We start from the raw sequence: 15,202 nt of genomic DNA, 5'->3' as shown, positions 1-15,202 counted from the left end.
CCCGGCGGTGGATCAGAAGTAGGTGATGCCGTGCGGGGTCCGAGGGGGCAGGAGCATCGCGCGCAGCAGCTCGACCGACGCGGGGTCGGCAGCGCGGACCAGGCCGGCGGCGGCCAGGGTGACGGGCGAGACCGAGCCGATGAGCAGCGCACCGAGCTCTGCCACGTCGAGCTGGACGTCGGAACCGGCCACGTCGGCGTCGTCGGCGATGCGCGTGACGCTGCCACGGGCCTCCTGGACGTCCAGCCGGTACGTGCCGGTCGTGTGGCCGAGCGCATCGGTGACCGCGAGTGTCAGCGAGCCGTCGACGGCGAACGGCCGCGACTCGAGCACCGCGGCCACGTCGAGGACGCGCAGCCAGACGTGGTCCTCTTCGTGGTCGACGTCGTAGGCGCGGTTGTCGCCGAGGGCCGCGACGATCGGGTCGTCGAGCCGCGAGCGGTTGTACTTCACGACGTCGTTCAGGTCGATCGACAGCAGGAACTCCCACAGTGCCGTGTAGGCCTGGTCGTCCGCGTAGACCAGATCGACGATCTCGAGTGCGGTGTCGGAACCCCGGTCCTCCTTGACGCGCCAGGTGACGTAGCCGTCGATCTCGTCGGTGCCCTCGGCACGGTGCACCGCCGCACGGACGTCTTTCGCCTTCTGCCCGTCGTTGCCGAGCAGTCCGAAGACGACCGGCCAGGTGCCCGCGTTGCGGACCATCGAGCCGGGCGTGCGGGTGTGGAAGCGCTCGAAGACCGCCTTGCCGGGGCCGTCGGCGAGCCACTGCGGCGTGACGACGGACACCGAGCCCGAGGTCGGGGCGAGGAGGGGGAGTGCGCGTTCGCGACGCACGCGCACCGCACGCTCACGGATCGCGCTGCCGAAGCCGAAGCGGCGGTAGATCGTGCCCTCGGACGCGGTCAGGGACGCCACGGCGTAGCCCTCGGCGACACCGCGCTCGAGCGCGTGCGTCATCATGCGGCGCAGGATGCCGCGGCGACGCTCGGTGGGTCGGACCGTGACCGCGGAGATGGCCTGCGTGTCGACGGACGAACCGTCGCCCCAGCTCAACGCCTTGCGGAACCACGTGAAGGTGCCGGCGGGCCAGGTCTCGTCGACGGAACCGGTGAAGGGCTTCCGGACGTAGACGCCCAGGAAGGTCTCCTCGTCGGCGATGAAGTGGGACGCCATGCGGGCTGCGCCTTCGGCGTCCGGATCGGCTTCGTGGAACCCGAGGCCGACGGCCTGCATCCACGCAGCCGTCTCGGCGTTCGGTGCCCCCTCGTGATCCGTCCCGGGCGCAAACTCGCGCAGCTCGTAGCGGTCGTCGAATGCCTCGTTGCTCACGCTCACGACCCTATCGGGACCGGGTGACGTCACGGCAAGGTGCGACGGGCCTCCTGCGCGACGACCTCGTCGAGGTCCGCCAGCGACCGCATCTGCTGCAGCGGGCGGGCCATCCGGTGGTTGTCACGGAGCGCCGGTTCGACCCGCGACAGGAACGCCCAGTACCCGGCCGTGAACGGGCAGGCGTCATCCCCGACCCGCTTCGTCGGGTCGAACCGGCAGCCCCCGCACTGGTCCGACATCCGGTCGATGTAACGACCGCCCGACGTGTACGGCTTGGTGGCGACCATTCCGCCGTCGGCGTGCTGGGACATGCCGATGATGTTCGCGGGCATCACCCAGTCGGTGCCGTCGACGAACACGTCGGTGAACCACTCGGTCAGGTGCACCGGGTCGTAGCCCCGCTGCAGTGCCCAGTTGCCGAGCACCATGAGGCGCTGGATGTGGTGCAGCCAGCCGTGGTCGTGCAGTCCCTCGATCGCGGTCCGCACGCAGACGGCGTCGATCTCGGACGCGTCGAGCTCGCGCCACCAGTCGGGCAGCCGTCCGCGCGCGCCGAGGGCGTTCTCGGACGCTCCGTAGTCGTCGCCGAACCACCAGTAGAGGTGCCAGACGTAGTCCCGCCAGCCGGCGACCTGGCGGACGAAGCCCTCGGCGCTGGCGAGCGGGGCGGCCTCGGTGCGGTGTGCTTCGAGGGCGGCGTCGATCGCCTGCCGCGGATCGAGCACTCCGAGGTTCATCGGCACGCTGAGCAGCGAGTGCGCCATCGTCCAGTCGTTCGTCAACGTGGCGTCCTCGAACGGCCCGAAGTCGCCCAGGCGCACCGCGACGAAGTCGTCGAGGGCGCGCTGGGCCTCGTCCGCCGTCACCGCGAACCGTCGGGTGTCGTCGCGGCCGACGAACCGGGCGGTGCCGTCCCGCTCCCACCGGTCCAGGTCGTGCCGCACCTGGTCGTCGATGTCGTCCTCGTCCGGCCACCACGGCTCGGGTAGCCCGAGGGTCGTCGCGCCCTTCGGCGGCGGTTGGCGGTTCTGCTCGTCGAGGCTGAACTTCCCACCGATCGGCTTGCCGTCGCGCATCAGCCAGCCCTCGCGGCGCCGGACACGCTCGTAGTGGTCCTCCATGCGGAACCGGCCCGTGCCCTGCGCCGCCCACTCCGCGAAGTCGTCCTCGTCGGTCACGAACCCGCGGCTCGGCAGGATCACGGTGCCGCGGCCCCAGTGCCGGATCTGCGCGCGGAGGGTGCGGGACGGCGGATCGATCGCCTCGAGGTCGTCGCGGCCGGTCAACGCTTCGCGGAGGGTGTCGACCTGGACGTGCTCGGCACGGTCCCCGAGTTCGTGGATGCGGTGGCGCAGGGCGCTCAACCAGAGGTGGGCCTTCGCCCGGTGGACGGGGCGAGCGGTGAAGAACTCGCGTGCCTCGACGACGAGGGCCGGGCCACCGTCGTCGAACAGGGGTCCGTACTGGCCCGGCAGGACCAGGCGACGACGTTCGGTGGGCATGGGTGGACCGTACCCAGTGGGCGCGGTGGGGTTGTCAGTCAGGGACGCTTGAAGCGCTCGGTCACGGGCGCTCGTCGACGAGGGCGATGAACCGGCTGCCGATGCCCTCGACCTCTCGTCGGGTGACCCCGCCGGTCGGTTCCGGTGCCTGGTACGGCTCGTGGTAGTCGCACATCAGGTAGTCCCACTCGGGCCACCACTTCTTCGGCCGCGCTTCTTCGGCGAACGCGCAGACGACGCACTCGAGGCGGACCCAGACCTTCTTGGCACCCGTGCGGTTGGCTCGCGACTGCACGAGCCATGCGGGCGGATCCTGTTCGATCGCGTCGAGTTCGCCTTCGCTGAGACGCGAGGGGATTCCGTGGTGGGTCGCCATCTCGAGGGTGATGTCGAGTCGAACGGCGGCGTCGCGTCGGGAGAGCATCCGACCAGATTAGGTTCTGTCGGGGCTCGGTGCTCGTCGGAGCACTCAGTGCCGGTCGGAGCGCTCGGTCCCGGTCGGACCGTTCAGTGCCCGTCGAGGGCGTGGCATCCGCCGTCGAGGACCCACCCTGCGGTCGTGACCTCGGCCGTGCCGTCCCGATGGACCTCGCCGATCAGGCAACCGGACATCTCGACCTGCGCCTCGAACAGCACCTGCTCACCGCTCTGCGTCGTCACGATCCAGCGGTCCGGCGCCCCGACGCCGTCGAGGATCTCCTCGACCGCCGGCTGCAGGACCGGGGTCGACTGCGCAGCGAGCTCCCGCTCCACCTGAGCACGTGCGACGTCGAGCGCTGCCGCCGACTCCGCGCTCAGGTCGGTGCGGTCATGGTGCCGCTTGTTGAGCCCGTACTGCGGCGGGCTGTCGCCGCCCGGGCCGGCGCCGTCCCCGGACGCAGCGTACGTTCCCGCGGCGCCCGTCGGCTCTCCGGTCGCGGTGCCGGCCTGTGCGCTGCTCGTCGACGGGCCGCTCGAGGCCGTGCTGCTCTCGGCGGCGCAGCCCGTCAGCACGATCAGCGCGAGCAGCGCTCCGGTCACCGATGCGGTCGTTCTGTGGTCCCCCATGAGCGGCATCCTGCCAGAGCGCGGGAGAGAGCACGGGGCTCGTCACCGGATCGTGATGCAGGAGCGTGGCCGCGACATCGCTCCCGGGCAACCCGGGGACGATGAGGGCCACCGCGACGATGACAGGTGACTCCCGGCGTCTGGGTCGTCATCGGCGTCGTCGTGGCATTCTTCGTCATCACCACGATCTTGAACGCGACCGGGGGTGGTGACTTCGAACAGATCGGCAGGATCGGCTTGGCCTCTTACCTGGAGGAGGTCACTAGGATCGCCTAACGGTCGCGCTTCGTTCCGCGAAGAGCGGACCGCCACAGTCTGAAGCCGGTGTAGAGCAAGAGGGCGCCGAAGACGATGTTCAGAACCGCGAGCAGGACGTCGAGGTCTGGACGACTCAAGCGCACGATCGACGTCACGATGAAGATGAGCCCGAACACGATCGCACCTGTGCCCAGTACTTTCGCGCTCACGGTGTCCATTCGCTGAAGCTACCAGCGAGCGACCGGCTTCCGGATGGCAGCGTTGCCGCGGACGAGGTACCCATCAGCTTCGGACGCGGACGATCCACCCGATGATGTTGCCGCGGTGCGGTCGGCGGTCGGACAGTGACGAAACGCTGTGCTGCTGTCCGCCATTGGTCTCGGGCACGGAGAAGCCACGGCTGTCCGGATCGTTGACGAACCGCACCGAGACCTGGTCGATGCGAACGATGGCTCCGCGGAGGTCTCTCCGAGTCGCTCGATCCACTTCGGTGAGTTCGTCGGCGGAGAAGTCGAGCTGCAGTGGGACGTTTCGAGGCACCTTGAGGATGCGGCCGACCCACAGCTGGTCCATCGCGTACAACGCCCAGGCGATCTCATCGCCGACCGCTACGACGTAGCCGTCTTCCTCGATCTGCCACTCGGTGAGCCAGACGTCTGTCTCCCCTTCCCTGAGGGCTGGCACCGTGTCCTCGGGCGGCACCGGCGGCGTCGGCGTTCGTGGGACAAGTGACGGACGAGTGACTCCCGACGCGGACCCGAAGATCGACTCGTACAGGCGCCGGGGCATCACGACTCTGTCCGACCGCGGGCGCTCCGGCTCGTCCTCTGGGCGCATGGCGTCAGCCTAAGCCTGCCCAACGAACGAAAGCCCGCCCAAGCAGCCGAACCGTCCGGCTGCCGATCGTCGATCGGGACACCGCGACGCCGGGCTGCGCGGCACGGCCGGGCGTTTCGTGGTGCGCCAGCCAGATGCGCGTCAGATCAGCGGCGAACTGCGTGAGTAGACTGGCCTTGAGGCGAGCATCGGCGATCTGCCCGGACCACGCTGCGCGGTAACGTGCCCTCGTGCAGAACGTCGAGGGCGAGTGCGTCTGGTGGAGCGATGAAGACGGATGGGGTGCGCTCCGTTCGGACGATGTCGAGTCGGAGGTGTTCGCGCACTTCTCGAACCTGAGCATGGACGGGTGTCACACGCTCCAGCCCGGGGATCGCGTTCGGTTCGACGTCGAGCCGTACCCACCGGGGCAGGACGGCTACTGCTTCCGCGCGCATGACGTCACGCCCGTCTGAGCCGTGCGGGGACGGGTAGACCGTTCCGCGCCGGTGGATCCATGGCCTCCGCAGTCTGCACAAGCTCGGCTCACGCGGTGGAGCCTCGCCTTCGGCTTGACCGTCGCGGGTCGCGACGTCGTCACTGAAGACGATGTCGCGGTGGTCGCGATGCCACTTGGTCCGTCGAGGAGCCGATCGGCTGGTGGACGCTCCGCTCAGCGCGCCGCGGCTGCGCGGTCGGCGTAGGCGGCGGCGTACCAGCTGACAGTCGAGTCGCCCGACGTGGGCCCGATGGTGATCGAGTCGGCCGACGTCACGACGTAGAGGTCTTCGTCGTGGCCGCACTGGACCGAGCGCGCCGCGAGTTCCCTGCCGGTGTCTGCGCCGTCGGCGATGCGACCGCCCCAGACGGCCATGCGGATGGTTCCGTGTCCCTGGCAGGCGACGGACACGCGGACGTGTGCGCGCTCGCCGCCGTCTGCGACGCCCAGGGACAGCCGACTGGATGCGTCGTTGGTCCCGGCACCAGCGCCGAGTTCACCGGGCTGTTCGGCCCACCGATCCCGGACGTTCTCCATCCAGGCGGAAGCTTCGTCGACCGGCGTCGAACGGCCGGAGCAGGCGGTGAGCGACACCACGATCACGAGCGTCAGCCCGATGACGCTGCTCCATCGGCCGCGGCGAAGGTGGTCGTGCGCAGACGAGGCATTCATGTCGATCACAGTGTCGCGCACGCCGGCCGCTCCCGCACCCTCCCGTTCTGGCGTCGTACGCTGGGCGAGTGGTGAGCGCGATCGTCCTCGTGATGGCCGAGTACATGGTCGACGACTCCCCGCTCTGGTTCCGCGGGTCGCGCGAGTGCACCGGGAGCGTTGATGCGGGAGCTCTCGGGCTGAGCAGGCCGCTGCGCGACGACCTCAGGGCGTGGAACGACGTCTTCGATTCCCGCGGGGAGCCCGACTTCGACTGGCCGTCCGGAGCGGTCCGTGACGCTCATCGCGTCGAAGCGTTCGTGCTCGCGAGCCGTGTGCAACTCGAGCTCGGCGACAACGCTCATGTCTGGTGCGGAGCCGGCGGCGGCATCGACACGGTGGCCGAGGCGGGTACTGCCGTCGTGCTGCCGAGTGCACGACCCGGAACCGATGTCGAGTTCTTGCGTGACGGGGAGCGGGACGTCCGGACTGCACGCGCCGCGGGTACTGGTGATGGCACCGCCAAGGCGATCGTGCACTGGCGTGCCCTCACCGAACGAGTCGGGACGCCGTTCGGTGATGCCGAGACCCGCGCCGTCGGGCTCCGGACGGCGGCGCGCATCCAAGCCGATGTCGGCGTTGGCGCCCAGGTCGTCTTCTTCGCCGGCGCATCGGGGCCGTACCGGCACGACGAGTCCGACTGAACGCACCCGGTGCGGCCGGATCGCGCCTCCTGCCCGGTAGCGTCTTCCGCGTGAGCATCCCCGACTTCGACGTCGAGCCCGCCGTCGGGCCGCGGTTCTGGATGGTGCTGCTCGGCGTGGGGAGCGCGATCACGGGGCTCCTCGCTGTCATCGGTTGGCCGTTGCCCGTGGTCTCGGGGCGAGGCGGCCCGGATCGGCACGCATGGGCTCAGACAGTTCGTTCGGTCCGGGACTGGTTCGCGTACGACGGCTGGCGCCTGTCCGGCGCTTCTTGGTTCTACGGCGCCCTGGCGGCCGCGGCGTTGGCCGGCATCCTCGTGCTCCGCAACCCGGCCTGGAGCGGCACCCGGTCGTTGCTCGTCGTCGTCGTCCCAGCCGCCGCGCTGCTCGTGCTCGGCCCCGCGGCGCAGTGGGCGCTCGGGCTGCCGTGGTCGAACTACGGGGCCGGGTCGACCGGCGTGATCGCAGTCGGCATGATCGTCGCGGTCATCGTCGGTGCCGCGATCACGTGGTTGCCCCGAGCCTTCCGGCGGAGCGTCCGCTCCGACGACGACGTGAACCCGCCGCCCAGGGGCGTGCACTGAAGCCCGAGCGGCTGGAGCACCGCATCGTTGCTCCGGCCGCTGTCCCGCCTCAGTAGTCGGGGTCCTGGCGATCCTGGTCCTGCCAGGGCAGCATCCGGCCGGCGACCAGCGACAGCACGCCCCCGAACATGAAGACGAGCAGCACCGCCCACCAGGGGTTGCGTCGTTCGCGCGGCTGCTGTCCGTCCATGCCGTCACGATAGCGGGTCAGTCGGTCGCACCCCGCGGTGGTTCGACGAGCAACCCGACGCGATCGGCCAGGTAGTCGGCGAGCGGGACGGCGGAGCCCGCGGCCGGTGACCAGCGGACGAGCGGCACGTCGTCCTCGACGAAGAGCACCCCGGTCGAGCCGACGAGCGTTCCGTCCAACGCGACCGCCGTGGCGCCGTGGTTGACAGTGTCGCCGGCCGCGAAGTGTCCCTTCGCCGCAGCAGCGCGGTAGGCCCGACGGACCTCGGCCGAGACCGACTGGAACTGCGCTCGGCCTGGATCGGTCACACGGGTGATCGACCCGGTGGCCCAGACCCGACCGCCGGACTCGAGCGACGAACCGATGAGCAGGGCACCGACGCGCCACACACGGCCGAGGGACCGCATGGTCGCTTCGCGGCGGATGCCGAGCACCGCCCTCGGCTGCGCGTATTCGCCGAGCGCTTCGTCCGGTACCCCGGCGGAACGGAGCCGTCGTGCGGCGTCGTCGAGCAGTTCCCTCGCTCGCTGCACTCCGTCGGTCACGTCCACCGAGCCTAGACCGGAGCCTGCCCCGAACCCCGGTGCGATGCGCTGCGGCGCCCGCGACCGGACGTCGCGCGCCGCCCGCGACCGGACGTCGCACGCCGCCCGCGACCGGACGTCGCACGCCGCCCACGACCGGACGTCGCACGCCGCCCGCGACCGGACGTCGCACGCCGCCCACGACCGGACGTCGCACGTCGCCCGTGGCCGGTCGTCGAATGTCGCCGGCGGGCGGCCGCGACGGTGCCGATGGTGATCATCACGCCGCCGTACGCCAACAGGACCCCGGCGACGGTCGGGATGAGCCAGCTCCGCGACCCGTTGACGAGCTGGTTGACGACACCGATCTCGGGGATGCTGTACCAGACCAGGCCCCGGATCTGCGCGGCGGAGACGGGGTGCGGGTCGGCCTCCGCGTTGTTGTCGCCCTTGAGGACGAAGGTGCGTTCGCCGTTCGACGCCGAGGACACCGAGACCACACGGTGGCTGATGACGGCAGGCTGGCCGGAGACGATCTGGTAGGTGACGACGTCGCCCACCTCGATGTCGTCGACGGCGGTGGGACGGACGACGAGCAGGGTGCCCGGGGGCAGCGTCGGCTCCATCGACTGGGTCAAGACCGTCAGCGGCATCGAGCCGGTGGCCTTGGGCACCACGATGAGCACGACGGCGAGGGCCGCGACGAGCAGGAGCAGTCCGGTGCTCACGCCGAGGACGACGGCGTGCACGACGGCGCGCGCGCCGGAGCGCTCGGCACGGGCGGTCGCGCGGGTCATGCGCCACACCGGATCGCCGCGCCGTTGTTCTGCGTGAAGAGCGTGACCGGGCCGCTGCCAGCGACGGTCGAGGTCGGATTGCCGGCGCTGTCGAGGACCTTGACGGTCACGGTGAGCGTCCCGGAGGTGCCGGCGCTCGCCGGGACGTCGTTCGGGGCGATGGTGATGAACGCCGAGTAGTCCTGCGCCTTCTGGCCGACCGCGGTGGTGCCGACGAAGGCGCCGTACCAGGTGTCCTTCGGTCGGTTCGCGGCGTCCCAGCGCACCTCGACGTACCAGCCGTCGTGGTCCGTGCAGACCAGAGCGGGACCGGTGTCCGCGGCCGTCGCCGGGGTGGTCAGGGTGAAGCCACCCTGCACGACGCCCGAGGTCCAGCTGCCGCTCGCCACGGTGAGGTTCACGTTCACGGTGGCCGTGGCGGACGCCGGCGCCGAGGACTTGGGCGTGGTGCGAGTGCACCAGATGGCCGAGGCGCCGGCGGCGAGCTTGGACGTCATGCTCGGCAGCGACGCCCAGGTGCCGGTGACCGAGCCGCTGCCGACCGCGGTGCTCGTCGTGCACGCTGCTGTCGAGGCCACGGGCCACGCGACGACGGTGACCGCCTGGGCGAGTGCGGTCGAGCTACCGGAGACGACGGACACGGTGGTCGTCGCGGTGCCGGCGATGGAACCGGAGTTGGTCAGCGTGATCGGCTTCGTGACCGACGTCACCGTGGACGAGAAGGTGGTGGTCAGCGCGCTCGTGCCGGCGATCGAGGCGGTGACCTTGCCGATCGTGACGCTCGCGGCCGTGGTGCCGGACGCGCTCCACAGTGCCCAGGCGGCGCTCGACCCACCGCCGACGAACACGGCGGTGAGGAGCACGGCGACGACGAGCCGGAGGCGGCGGTTCATGCGGAGACCTGCGTTCCGGTGACGGTGAGGGTGAAGTCGGTGACGGCTCCGGACACGCTCTGCGGTGCGTCGGCGTCGAGGACCAGCTCGACACAGCCGACCGTGCTCGCGCCGGGCTGCAGCGTGAACGAACTGGCGCCGGTGTCGAAGGCGGCGAGACGGCCGCTCGCACCGGACAGCCCGGCGGTGCAGGCCGCCGCCGACGACACGTTGGTCAGTCGGAGCGTCAGCTCGCCGAGCACGGCCGCCGACGACGCGTTCGTCGCGGAGGCGACCTTCGTGGACGTCGTCGCGACGCGCATCGACAGCGGGATCGAGCCGGTGTTCTTCACGGCGAAGGTGCCGGTGACTCCGGTACCCGGTCCGAGGACGGTCGTGTTCATCGTCGACAGGGTGCCGACGGTGATCGTCGCCGTCGCGGACTTGACGGTGGTGGCCGCGGTGCTGGCGGTGCCGTTCCAGAGGGCGTAGGTCCCGCCGACGCCGAGCAGTGCCGTGGCGACCGCGACGACCAGGACGAGCGCGACGGGCAGGACCCATCGGTGGCGTCGTGCTGCGCGGTGGCGGCCCGCCGTCGTCGGTGTCCCGGTCATGTGCGTCCCCTGGTGCTCGTGAGCCTCTGCTGGTGAGGACCACACGTGGCCCAGACGGACCACAAGGGGCCCAGACGGACCACAAGGGGCCCAGACGGGCCGCAAGGGCCCGGGCGGGCCGCGACCGGCGGATCAGGGGCCAGTCGTGGCCCGCGTCAGTGCGATCGGTGGATCAGGAACCGATCGCGGTCTGCGTGAGGGTGAAGGCCAGCGCGCCGACGTTGATCGACCCGTTCTGTCCGGTGGTCGCCGAGGACGGCAGCGTGATCGTGAAGACGACCTTGACGGTCGAGGTGGACGCCGACGGCGAGACGACGAAGGTGTTCGCGTTCGACGTCGACTGCACGACGGTGGCGCTCGAGGAGGTCACGGCGAGGGTCTTCTGCGTCGCGGCGAGGAGCGCGGAGTCGCCGGTGATCGACTGGCTGGCGTAGGTCAGGTTCGCCTTGAGGTCTTGGCCGGTCGCGCCGATGTTCAGCGTCTGCGTGAACTGGAACGTGTTGCCCGGCACCATCAGGGCGGTGGTGGGGTTGATCGCGGTCGAGCGGCCGTTCGTGATGTCGGTCCAGGCGCCGTCGTTGTTCGCGCTGAGGGTCAGCGCGCCGGAGCTCACCGAGGACGCGGCGCTCGAGGCGCTGGCGTTCCAGAGGGCGAACGTGCCTGCACCGCCGAGGAGGAGGGCGATACCGGCTGCGCCGGCGATGGTGCCGGTGACGATCTTGTGCATGGGAGTGGTCCGTTCTGCGCTTCGGGGCGCGCTGAGCACCACCGGCTCGGTGATTCGGGTCGTCGTGCCGGTGGGACGGTGTCATCGACCTCGCGGGTGAGGGGTCGCGGCTGACCGGTGCCGAGAGTGGTCGCCGGGCTCCGGAGCGCAGATCTGCTGCTCGGGCGGGCTGGACTCGCTCTGGTGACGACGCTACTCGTCCCCCATAGTGCGGACAAGTCACAAGATGCTTTTGCATGCACCCAGAACGGGGGTGATTTTTGTCCTCCCTGTGGAGGACATGTTTGTACCCCGATCATGATCGGAATGTCGGGCGGTCCTCAACCGTTGCACCGTCCGGAAACGAGGAGGGACCCATGGGCATCGTGCGCTGGCTGTTCGACGCGCAGATCGTCATCGGCCACCAGACGGTGCTCTGGCGCGAGGTGATCGGCAACGTCTTCGGGCTGCTCAGCGCGCTCGGCGGGATGCGCCGCAAGGTCTGGGCGTGGCCGGTCGGGCTGGTCGGCAACGCGCTCCTGTTCACCGTCTTCATGGGTGCCCTGTTCGACACTCCGAACCCCGTCAACCTGCTCGGTCAGGCCGGCCGCCAGGTCATGTTCATCATCGTGAGCATCTACGGCTGGTACCGCTGGACGCACCGCCCCGACGACACCTCCACCGTGATCGAACCGCACTGGGCCTCGTGGCGGACCCGGGTCCTGCTGGTCGTCGGCATGGTCGGTGGGACCGCGCTGCTCACCCCGGTGTTCCGCGCCCTCGGGTCGTACGAACCGGTGTGGAGCGACGCGTGGATCTTCGTCGGTTCGCTGCTCGCCACCTACGGCATGGCGAAGGGCTGGGTGGAGTTCTGGCTCATCTGGGTCGCGGTCGACCTGGTCGGCGTCCCGCTCCTGTTCTCGGCCGGGTACTACGCGTCGGGTCTCATGTACGTCTTCTACGGCGTCTTCACGCTGACCGGCTTCTTCGTCTGGATGAACCAGCGCGTCAAGCCCCCGGCAGCCCCCGTCACGGTCGGCTGAACGGCCCGCCCGCACCGAACTGGTCCACGACGACCCGGCGCGGATGTGACGGCCCCCGGTCTGGGACGAGACAATGGGGTACCGCACACGATGGGATGGTCCGATGGAACCCCTGCACGGCGAACGCGTCGAGGACGATGAGTCCCTCGCCGAGCGCACCGTCCGCGGAGCGATCCGCGCCTACCGACTGCACCCCTTCGACGCGGTCGACGCCTCGGTGGTGGCCGAGGTCGCGGGCATCCCGCTCGAGACCGTGGAGCGACTGTTCCCCGCGTGGGAGGCGTTGCTGCTGGTGACGTACGACCGCTGGACGCAGCTGCGGGGCACCCGTCGGAAGACGCCGCCGGCGTGCACGATCGACCACGTCCGGTTGACCCTGGCTGAGGACGTCGCCGATCCGGGCCTCGTCCGCGTGTTGGCGGGCGTGATCACGGTCGCGAGCTCGGAGTCCGGGTTCGCCGAGCTGTTCCGCAAGCGCTTCGACGAGTACGTCGAGCAGCTCAGCAACGGTCTGCAGCGCGACTTCGACAGCGGCGCCGAGGAATCGGCGATCCCGGCGTACCAGGCGGCGACGCAGCTGCTCGCGGTGTACGAGGGGCTGCAGATCCAGATGCTCGTCCGGCCGCACATCGACGTCATGGTGGAGTTCGACCGCTCGGTCCGGACGCTCCGACAGGGCTGGAAGCAGCACGAGCTGCCGTCGTGGGACCTCGATGCCGACGTCCCCGAGCGCGAGACGCCCCAACGCGAGCGACCGGCAGCGCAGCAGCAGGAAGCTCGTGAGCCCGAGCGGGAACCCCAGAGCCGGCCCTAGCGGGAGACCGACCGCCGCTGTCGCCACGACACGATCTGCCGCAGCGTCACCTTCGACCCGTACTGCGCGACCGAGTGCCGGAACAGGTACTCGGCGAACCACAGCAGCAGCCCGGCGGCGACGAACACCTCGACGATGCAGACCACCGACTCGGTGACGCTCAGTGACCCGACGGCGTTCCGGACCATGGCGGTGACGGGCGTGAACGTCGGGAAGTACGTGAAGAACGCGGCGACGGGCGACGACGGGGTGGTCATCACGAAGAACGCCGCGTAGAGCGGGATGATCAGGGCGAAGATCGCCGCCGACTGCAGCGCCGAGGCGTCCTTGATCGACGGTACCGCGGCACCGACGGCGACGAACAGCCCGGACGCCAGCAGCACGCCGCCGACGAGCAGCAGCGCACCGACGAGCATCCGCCACGGGTCGATCGTCAGCCCGCCGAGCTGCGAGGCGACGAGTGGCAGGACGGCGAGCATCCCGACCAGCCCCGGGATGACGAACACCCCGACCTGCACGAACCCGACGAGCAGCATCGCGATGACCTTGCCGCGGATCAGGTCGCCGGCGGTGACGGCGGTCAGGATCATCTCGGAGATGCGGTTCTCCTTCTCCTCGACCACGACGGTCACCATGCGTGCCGCGAGCAGGATGACGAGTCCGAAGAAGGCGGCGACGTACAGGAACGGCGGCACGATCGACAGCCAGCCCGGCGCGACCTGCCCGTCGGCGTAGGTCGTGACGTCGGTGGCCGGTGGGGAGCGCAGGAGTTCGACGGTCTCAGGGTCGTCGACGGTCGCGGCGACGCTCTGCTCGAGCACCCGTTCGGCGAGCGACGAGTAGCCGCCGTTCGCGAACAGGCCGCGGTCGGCGGCGTCGACCCGGATCGCGGCGGAGGAGGGTGACGCGGGGAACTCGATGAACGCATCGAGGGTGCCGGAACGCACGGCGGCTCGATCCGCGTCGGCGTCGGTGGACGGCGACCCGCCCCACTTCGCCGCGACGGACTCGGACACCAGCCCGGAGTGGTCGACGTAGCGGAACGGGGTCTTCGTGGCCGACGAGCCCGAGACGACCGAGTCGGTGCCGGCTGCCTGTCCGATGCCGACGAGCAGGGACACGATGACGATGACGATCGGCAGCGCGAGCGTGCCGATCCAGAACGCGGGCTTCTTCACCGCGCGGACGAACTCGAACCGGACGACGGTGCCGAGGCGGCTCACGCTGCTGCCCCCGCGGCCGCGAGCGCGTCGTGGCCGTAGACCTGCACGAAGATCTCGTCGAGCGGGATCCGACGCATCTCGAACGCGGTGACGCGGACACCGTCCGCCACGAGCGCGGCGAGGATGTCGGCACCGTCCGGTGCCGCGGCGGACGTCGGCACGAGGTAGGCGACGTGCCCCTCGTGCCGCGCGAGCTTGTACAGCGGCGAGCGGGGGACCGGGCCGTCGAGGCCGACCCGGGCGACGGCGCCGCCGAAGGCATCCTGCACGTCGGGGATCGACCCGTAGGCGGCAGCGGTGCCGTCCTTGAGCAGCAGGATCCGGTCGCAGAGTCGCTCGACCTCGTCCATGTGGTGGGTCACGAGGATGACGGTCGCACCGTCGGCCTTCCGCTCGTCGACCAGGTCGAGCAGCAGCCGTCGGTTGACGGGGTCGAGGCCCTTCGTGGGTTCGTCGAGGATGAGCAGCCGCGGCCGGTCCATGATCGTGATGCCGAGCTGCACCTTCTGCTGCTGCCCGCCGGAGAGCTTGTCGACGCGGAGCTTGGCGCGGTCGGCCAGGCCCACGCGGGCCAGGTAGTCCATGCTCCAGGCCGTCGCCTCGGGGCCGCGCAGCCCGCGGAGCCGTCCGAAGTAGGACATCACGTCGATGACGGATTCCTTGCGGTAGAGCCCGCGCTCTTCGGGCAGGTACCCGATGCCACCGGTGGCGGGCCGGTAGGGCTGGCCGTCGATGGTCAGGGTGCCGGCGGTCGGTGTGGTGATCCCGAGCAGGGCACGGATCGTCGTGGTCTTGCCGGAGCCGTTGCTGCCGAGCAGGCCGAACGTCTCGCCAGCGGCGACGTCGAACGACAGTCCGTCGACCACGTTCCGGTCCCCGAACCGCATGACGAAGTCCTGCACGCTGATGGTCGCCCCGCTCATGCGGCGACCCTACCGGGACCGGCTGACGTCTCGGATGCCGGTCGCGGCCCGAGATGGTGACCCCACGGCGGACGGGAGGCACGGTGCCTGCCCGCACCGC

At 70.3% G+C, this 15,202-nt stretch carries 21 protein-coding genes; 6 read left to right on the top strand and 15 right to left on the bottom strand.

Features of this window, described 5'->3' with window-relative positions; translation table 11 throughout:
• Positions 1-12 precede the first annotated feature (12 nt).
• The 4 genes from ABH929_RS08035 to ABH929_RS08020 form a co-directional block, all read right to left on the bottom strand.
• Entirely contained in the window at positions 13-1,332 is a 1,320-nt protein-coding gene (locus tag ABH929_RS08035; RefSeq protein WP_404560790.1) for a GNAT family N-acetyltransferase, read from the bottom strand.
• A 29-nt stretch (positions 1,333-1,361) separates the two neighbouring features.
• The gene (locus ABH929_RS08030; protein WP_404560789.1) at positions 1,362-2,837 is read right to left on the bottom strand and encodes a cryptochrome/photolyase family protein; all 1,476 of its coding nucleotides are present in this window, start codon (positions 2,835-2,837) and stop codon (positions 1,362-1,364) included.
• A 61-nt stretch (positions 2,838-2,898) separates the two neighbouring features.
• Positions 2,899-3,261 (bottom strand): hypothetical protein, encoded by a 363-nt coding sequence (locus ABH929_RS08025; RefSeq protein WP_404560788.1) that lies wholly within the window; start codon positions 3,259-3,261, stop codon positions 2,899-2,901.
• 83 nt (positions 3,262-3,344) lie between these two features.
• Positions 3,345-3,884 carry a hypothetical protein gene (locus ABH929_RS08020; RefSeq protein ID WP_404560787.1) on the bottom strand — a complete coding sequence of 180 codons (540 nt, stop codon included), beginning with the start codon at positions 3,882-3,884 and terminating at the stop codon, positions 3,345-3,347.
• Positions 3,885-4,010: 126 nt separating this feature from the next.
• Here ABH929_RS08020 and ABH929_RS08015 point away from each other — a divergent pair, with 126 nt between their 5' ends.
• A complete protein-coding gene (locus ABH929_RS08015; protein ID WP_404560786.1) occupies positions 4,011-4,160 on the top strand; it encodes a hypothetical protein in 150 nt (49 codons plus the stop codon).
• Here the strand turns inward: ABH929_RS08015 and ABH929_RS08010 are convergent.
• Together ABH929_RS08010 and ABH929_RS08005 are read right to left on the bottom strand one after the other, a co-directional pair.
• Complete coding sequence (locus ABH929_RS08010) at positions 4,157-4,360, bottom strand: hypothetical protein (RefSeq protein WP_205462918.1); 204 nt, start codon at positions 4,358-4,360, stop codon at positions 4,157-4,159. The genes ABH929_RS08015 and ABH929_RS08010 overlap by 4 nt on opposite strands.
• 64 nt (positions 4,361-4,424) lie before the next feature.
• On the bottom strand, positions 4,425-4,979 hold the full coding sequence (locus tag ABH929_RS08005; protein ID WP_404560785.1) for a DUF6578 domain-containing protein: 555 nt from the start codon (positions 4,977-4,979) through the stop codon (positions 4,425-4,427).
• A 230-nt stretch (positions 4,980-5,209) separates the two neighbouring features.
• Between ABH929_RS08005 and ABH929_RS08000 the strand changes: the two genes are divergently transcribed.
• Positions 5,210-5,434, top strand: coding sequence for a cold-shock protein (locus ABH929_RS08000; protein ID WP_404560784.1), 225 nt, complete (start codon positions 5,210-5,212; stop codon positions 5,432-5,434).
• Between the two features lie 197 nt (positions 5,435-5,631).
• On the opposite strand, the gene ABH929_RS07995 is transcribed toward ABH929_RS08000, so the two are convergent.
• Positions 5,632-6,150 carry a hypothetical protein gene (locus ABH929_RS07995; protein WP_404560783.1) on the bottom strand — a complete coding sequence of 173 codons (519 nt, stop codon included), beginning with the start codon at positions 6,148-6,150 and terminating at the stop codon, positions 5,632-5,634.
• 50 nt (positions 6,151-6,200) lie between these two features.
• Between ABH929_RS07995 and ABH929_RS07990 the strand changes: the two genes are divergently transcribed.
• Together ABH929_RS07990 and ABH929_RS07985 are read left to right on the top strand one after the other, a co-directional pair.
• A complete protein-coding gene (locus tag ABH929_RS07990) occupies positions 6,201-6,812 on the top strand; it encodes a hypothetical protein (protein ID WP_404560782.1) in 612 nt (203 codons plus the stop codon).
• A 50-nt stretch (positions 6,813-6,862) separates the two neighbouring features.
• A complete protein-coding gene (locus ABH929_RS07985; protein ID WP_404560781.1) occupies positions 6,863-7,396 on the top strand; it encodes a hypothetical protein in 534 nt (177 codons plus the stop codon).
• A 49-nt stretch (positions 7,397-7,445) separates the two neighbouring features.
• On the opposite strand, the gene ABH929_RS07980 is transcribed toward ABH929_RS07985, so the two are convergent.
• The 6 genes from ABH929_RS07980 to ABH929_RS07955 form a co-directional block, all read right to left on the bottom strand.
• Positions 7,446-7,586, bottom strand: a complete 141-nt coding sequence (locus ABH929_RS07980) for a hypothetical protein (RefSeq protein WP_165901085.1) — start codon at positions 7,584-7,586, stop codon at positions 7,446-7,448.
• A gap of 17 nt (positions 7,587-7,603) precedes the next feature.
• Positions 7,604-8,131 (bottom strand): hypothetical protein, encoded by a 528-nt coding sequence (locus ABH929_RS07975; protein WP_205462912.1) that lies wholly within the window; start codon positions 8,129-8,131, stop codon positions 7,604-7,606.
• Positions 8,132-8,142: 11 nt separating this feature from the next.
• A complete protein-coding gene (locus tag ABH929_RS07970; protein WP_404560780.1) occupies positions 8,143-8,907 on the bottom strand; it encodes a signal peptidase I in 765 nt (254 codons plus the stop codon).
• Positions 8,904-9,800, bottom strand: coding sequence for a hypothetical protein (locus ABH929_RS07965; RefSeq protein WP_404560779.1), 897 nt, complete (start codon positions 9,798-9,800; stop codon positions 8,904-8,906). The genes ABH929_RS07970 and ABH929_RS07965 overlap by 4 nt, the downstream gene beginning before the upstream one ends.
• Positions 9,797-10,393, bottom strand: coding sequence for a TasA family protein (locus ABH929_RS07960; RefSeq protein WP_404560778.1), 597 nt, complete (start codon positions 10,391-10,393; stop codon positions 9,797-9,799). The genes ABH929_RS07965 and ABH929_RS07960 overlap by 4 nt, the downstream gene beginning before the upstream one ends.
• 172 nt (positions 10,394-10,565) lie before the next feature.
• Positions 10,566-11,120 (bottom strand): alternate-type signal peptide domain-containing protein, encoded by a 555-nt coding sequence (locus ABH929_RS07955; RefSeq protein ID WP_404560777.1) that lies wholly within the window; start codon positions 11,118-11,120, stop codon positions 10,566-10,568.
• 356 nt (positions 11,121-11,476) lie between these two features.
• On the opposite strand from ABH929_RS07955, the gene pnuC reads away from it, so the two are divergent.
• Together pnuC and ABH929_RS07945 are read left to right on the top strand one after the other, a co-directional pair.
• Complete coding sequence (gene pnuC, locus ABH929_RS07950; protein WP_404560776.1) at positions 11,477-12,142, top strand: nicotinamide riboside transporter PnuC; 666 nt, start codon at positions 11,477-11,479, stop codon at positions 12,140-12,142.
• A gap of 103 nt (positions 12,143-12,245) precedes the next feature.
• Positions 12,246-12,956 (top strand): hypothetical protein, encoded by a 711-nt coding sequence (locus ABH929_RS07945; protein WP_404560775.1) that lies wholly within the window; start codon positions 12,246-12,248, stop codon positions 12,954-12,956.
• Here ABH929_RS07945 and ABH929_RS07940 read toward each other — a convergent pair.
• Positions 12,953-14,179 carry an ABC transporter permease gene (locus ABH929_RS07940; RefSeq protein ID WP_404560774.1) on the bottom strand — a complete coding sequence of 409 codons (1,227 nt, stop codon included), beginning with the start codon at positions 14,177-14,179 and terminating at the stop codon, positions 12,953-12,955. The genes ABH929_RS07945 and ABH929_RS07940 overlap by 4 nt on opposite strands.
• The gene (locus ABH929_RS07935; RefSeq protein WP_123338726.1) at positions 14,176-15,102 is read right to left on the bottom strand and encodes an ABC transporter ATP-binding protein; all 927 of its coding nucleotides are present in this window, start codon (positions 15,100-15,102) and stop codon (positions 14,176-14,178) included. The genes ABH929_RS07940 and ABH929_RS07935 overlap by 4 nt, the downstream gene beginning before the upstream one ends.
• Positions 15,103-15,202: the final 100 nt, after the last annotated feature.

It is taken from the genome of Curtobacterium sp. AB7, from assembly GCF_044909335.1.
Classification (GTDB): Bacteria; Actinomycetota; Actinomycetes; order Actinomycetales; family Microbacteriaceae; genus Curtobacterium.
Note: the sequence above shows the minus strand (reverse complement) of the source record. Positions and strands in the feature narration are given on the sequence as shown.

Excerpts from the sequence above, each read along its gene's own strand:
- ABH929_RS07980 (WP_165901085.1), bottom strand. The coding sequence starts at position 7,586 with ATGGACGGACAGCAGCCGCGCGAACGACGCAACCCCTGGTGGGCGGTG.
- ABH929_RS07960 (WP_404560778.1), bottom strand. The coding sequence starts at position 10,393 with ATGACCGGGACACCGACGACGGCGGGCCGCCACCGCGCAGCACGACGC.
- ABH929_RS08010 (WP_205462918.1), bottom strand. The coding sequence starts at position 4,360 with ATGGACACCGTGAGCGCGAAAGTACTGGGCACAGGTGCGATCGTGTTC.
- ABH929_RS07970 (WP_404560780.1), bottom strand. The coding sequence starts at position 8,907 with ATGACCCGCGCGACCGCCCGTGCCGAGCGCTCCGGCGCGCGCGCCGTC.
- ABH929_RS07945 (WP_404560775.1), top strand. The coding sequence starts at position 12,246 with ATGGAACCCCTGCACGGCGAACGCGTCGAGGACGATGAGTCCCTCGCC.
- ABH929_RS07955 (WP_404560777.1), bottom strand. The coding sequence starts at position 11,120 with ATGCACAAGATCGTCACCGGCACCATCGCCGGCGCAGCCGGTATCGCC.
- pnuC (WP_404560776.1), top strand. The coding sequence starts at position 11,477 with ATGGGCATCGTGCGCTGGCTGTTCGACGCGCAGATCGTCATCGGCCAC.
- ABH929_RS08005 (WP_404560785.1), bottom strand. The coding sequence starts at position 4,979 with ATGCGCCCAGAGGACGAGCCGGAGCGCCCGCGGTCGGACAGAGTCGTG.
- ABH929_RS08025 (WP_404560788.1), bottom strand. The coding sequence starts at position 3,261 with ATGCTCTCCCGACGCGACGCCGCCGTTCGACTCGACATCACCCTCGAG.
- ABH929_RS07935 (WP_123338726.1), bottom strand. The coding sequence starts at position 15,102 with ATGAGCGGGGCGACCATCAGCGTGCAGGACTTCGTCATGCGGTTCGGG.
- ABH929_RS07965 (WP_404560779.1), bottom strand. The coding sequence starts at position 9,800 with ATGAACCGCCGCCTCCGGCTCGTCGTCGCCGTGCTCCTCACCGCCGTG.
- ABH929_RS08030 (WP_404560789.1), bottom strand. The coding sequence starts at position 2,837 with ATGCCCACCGAACGTCGTCGCCTGGTCCTGCCGGGCCAGTACGGACCC.
- ABH929_RS08020 (WP_404560787.1), bottom strand. The coding sequence starts at position 3,884 with ATGGGGGACCACAGAACGACCGCATCGGTGACCGGAGCGCTGCTCGCG.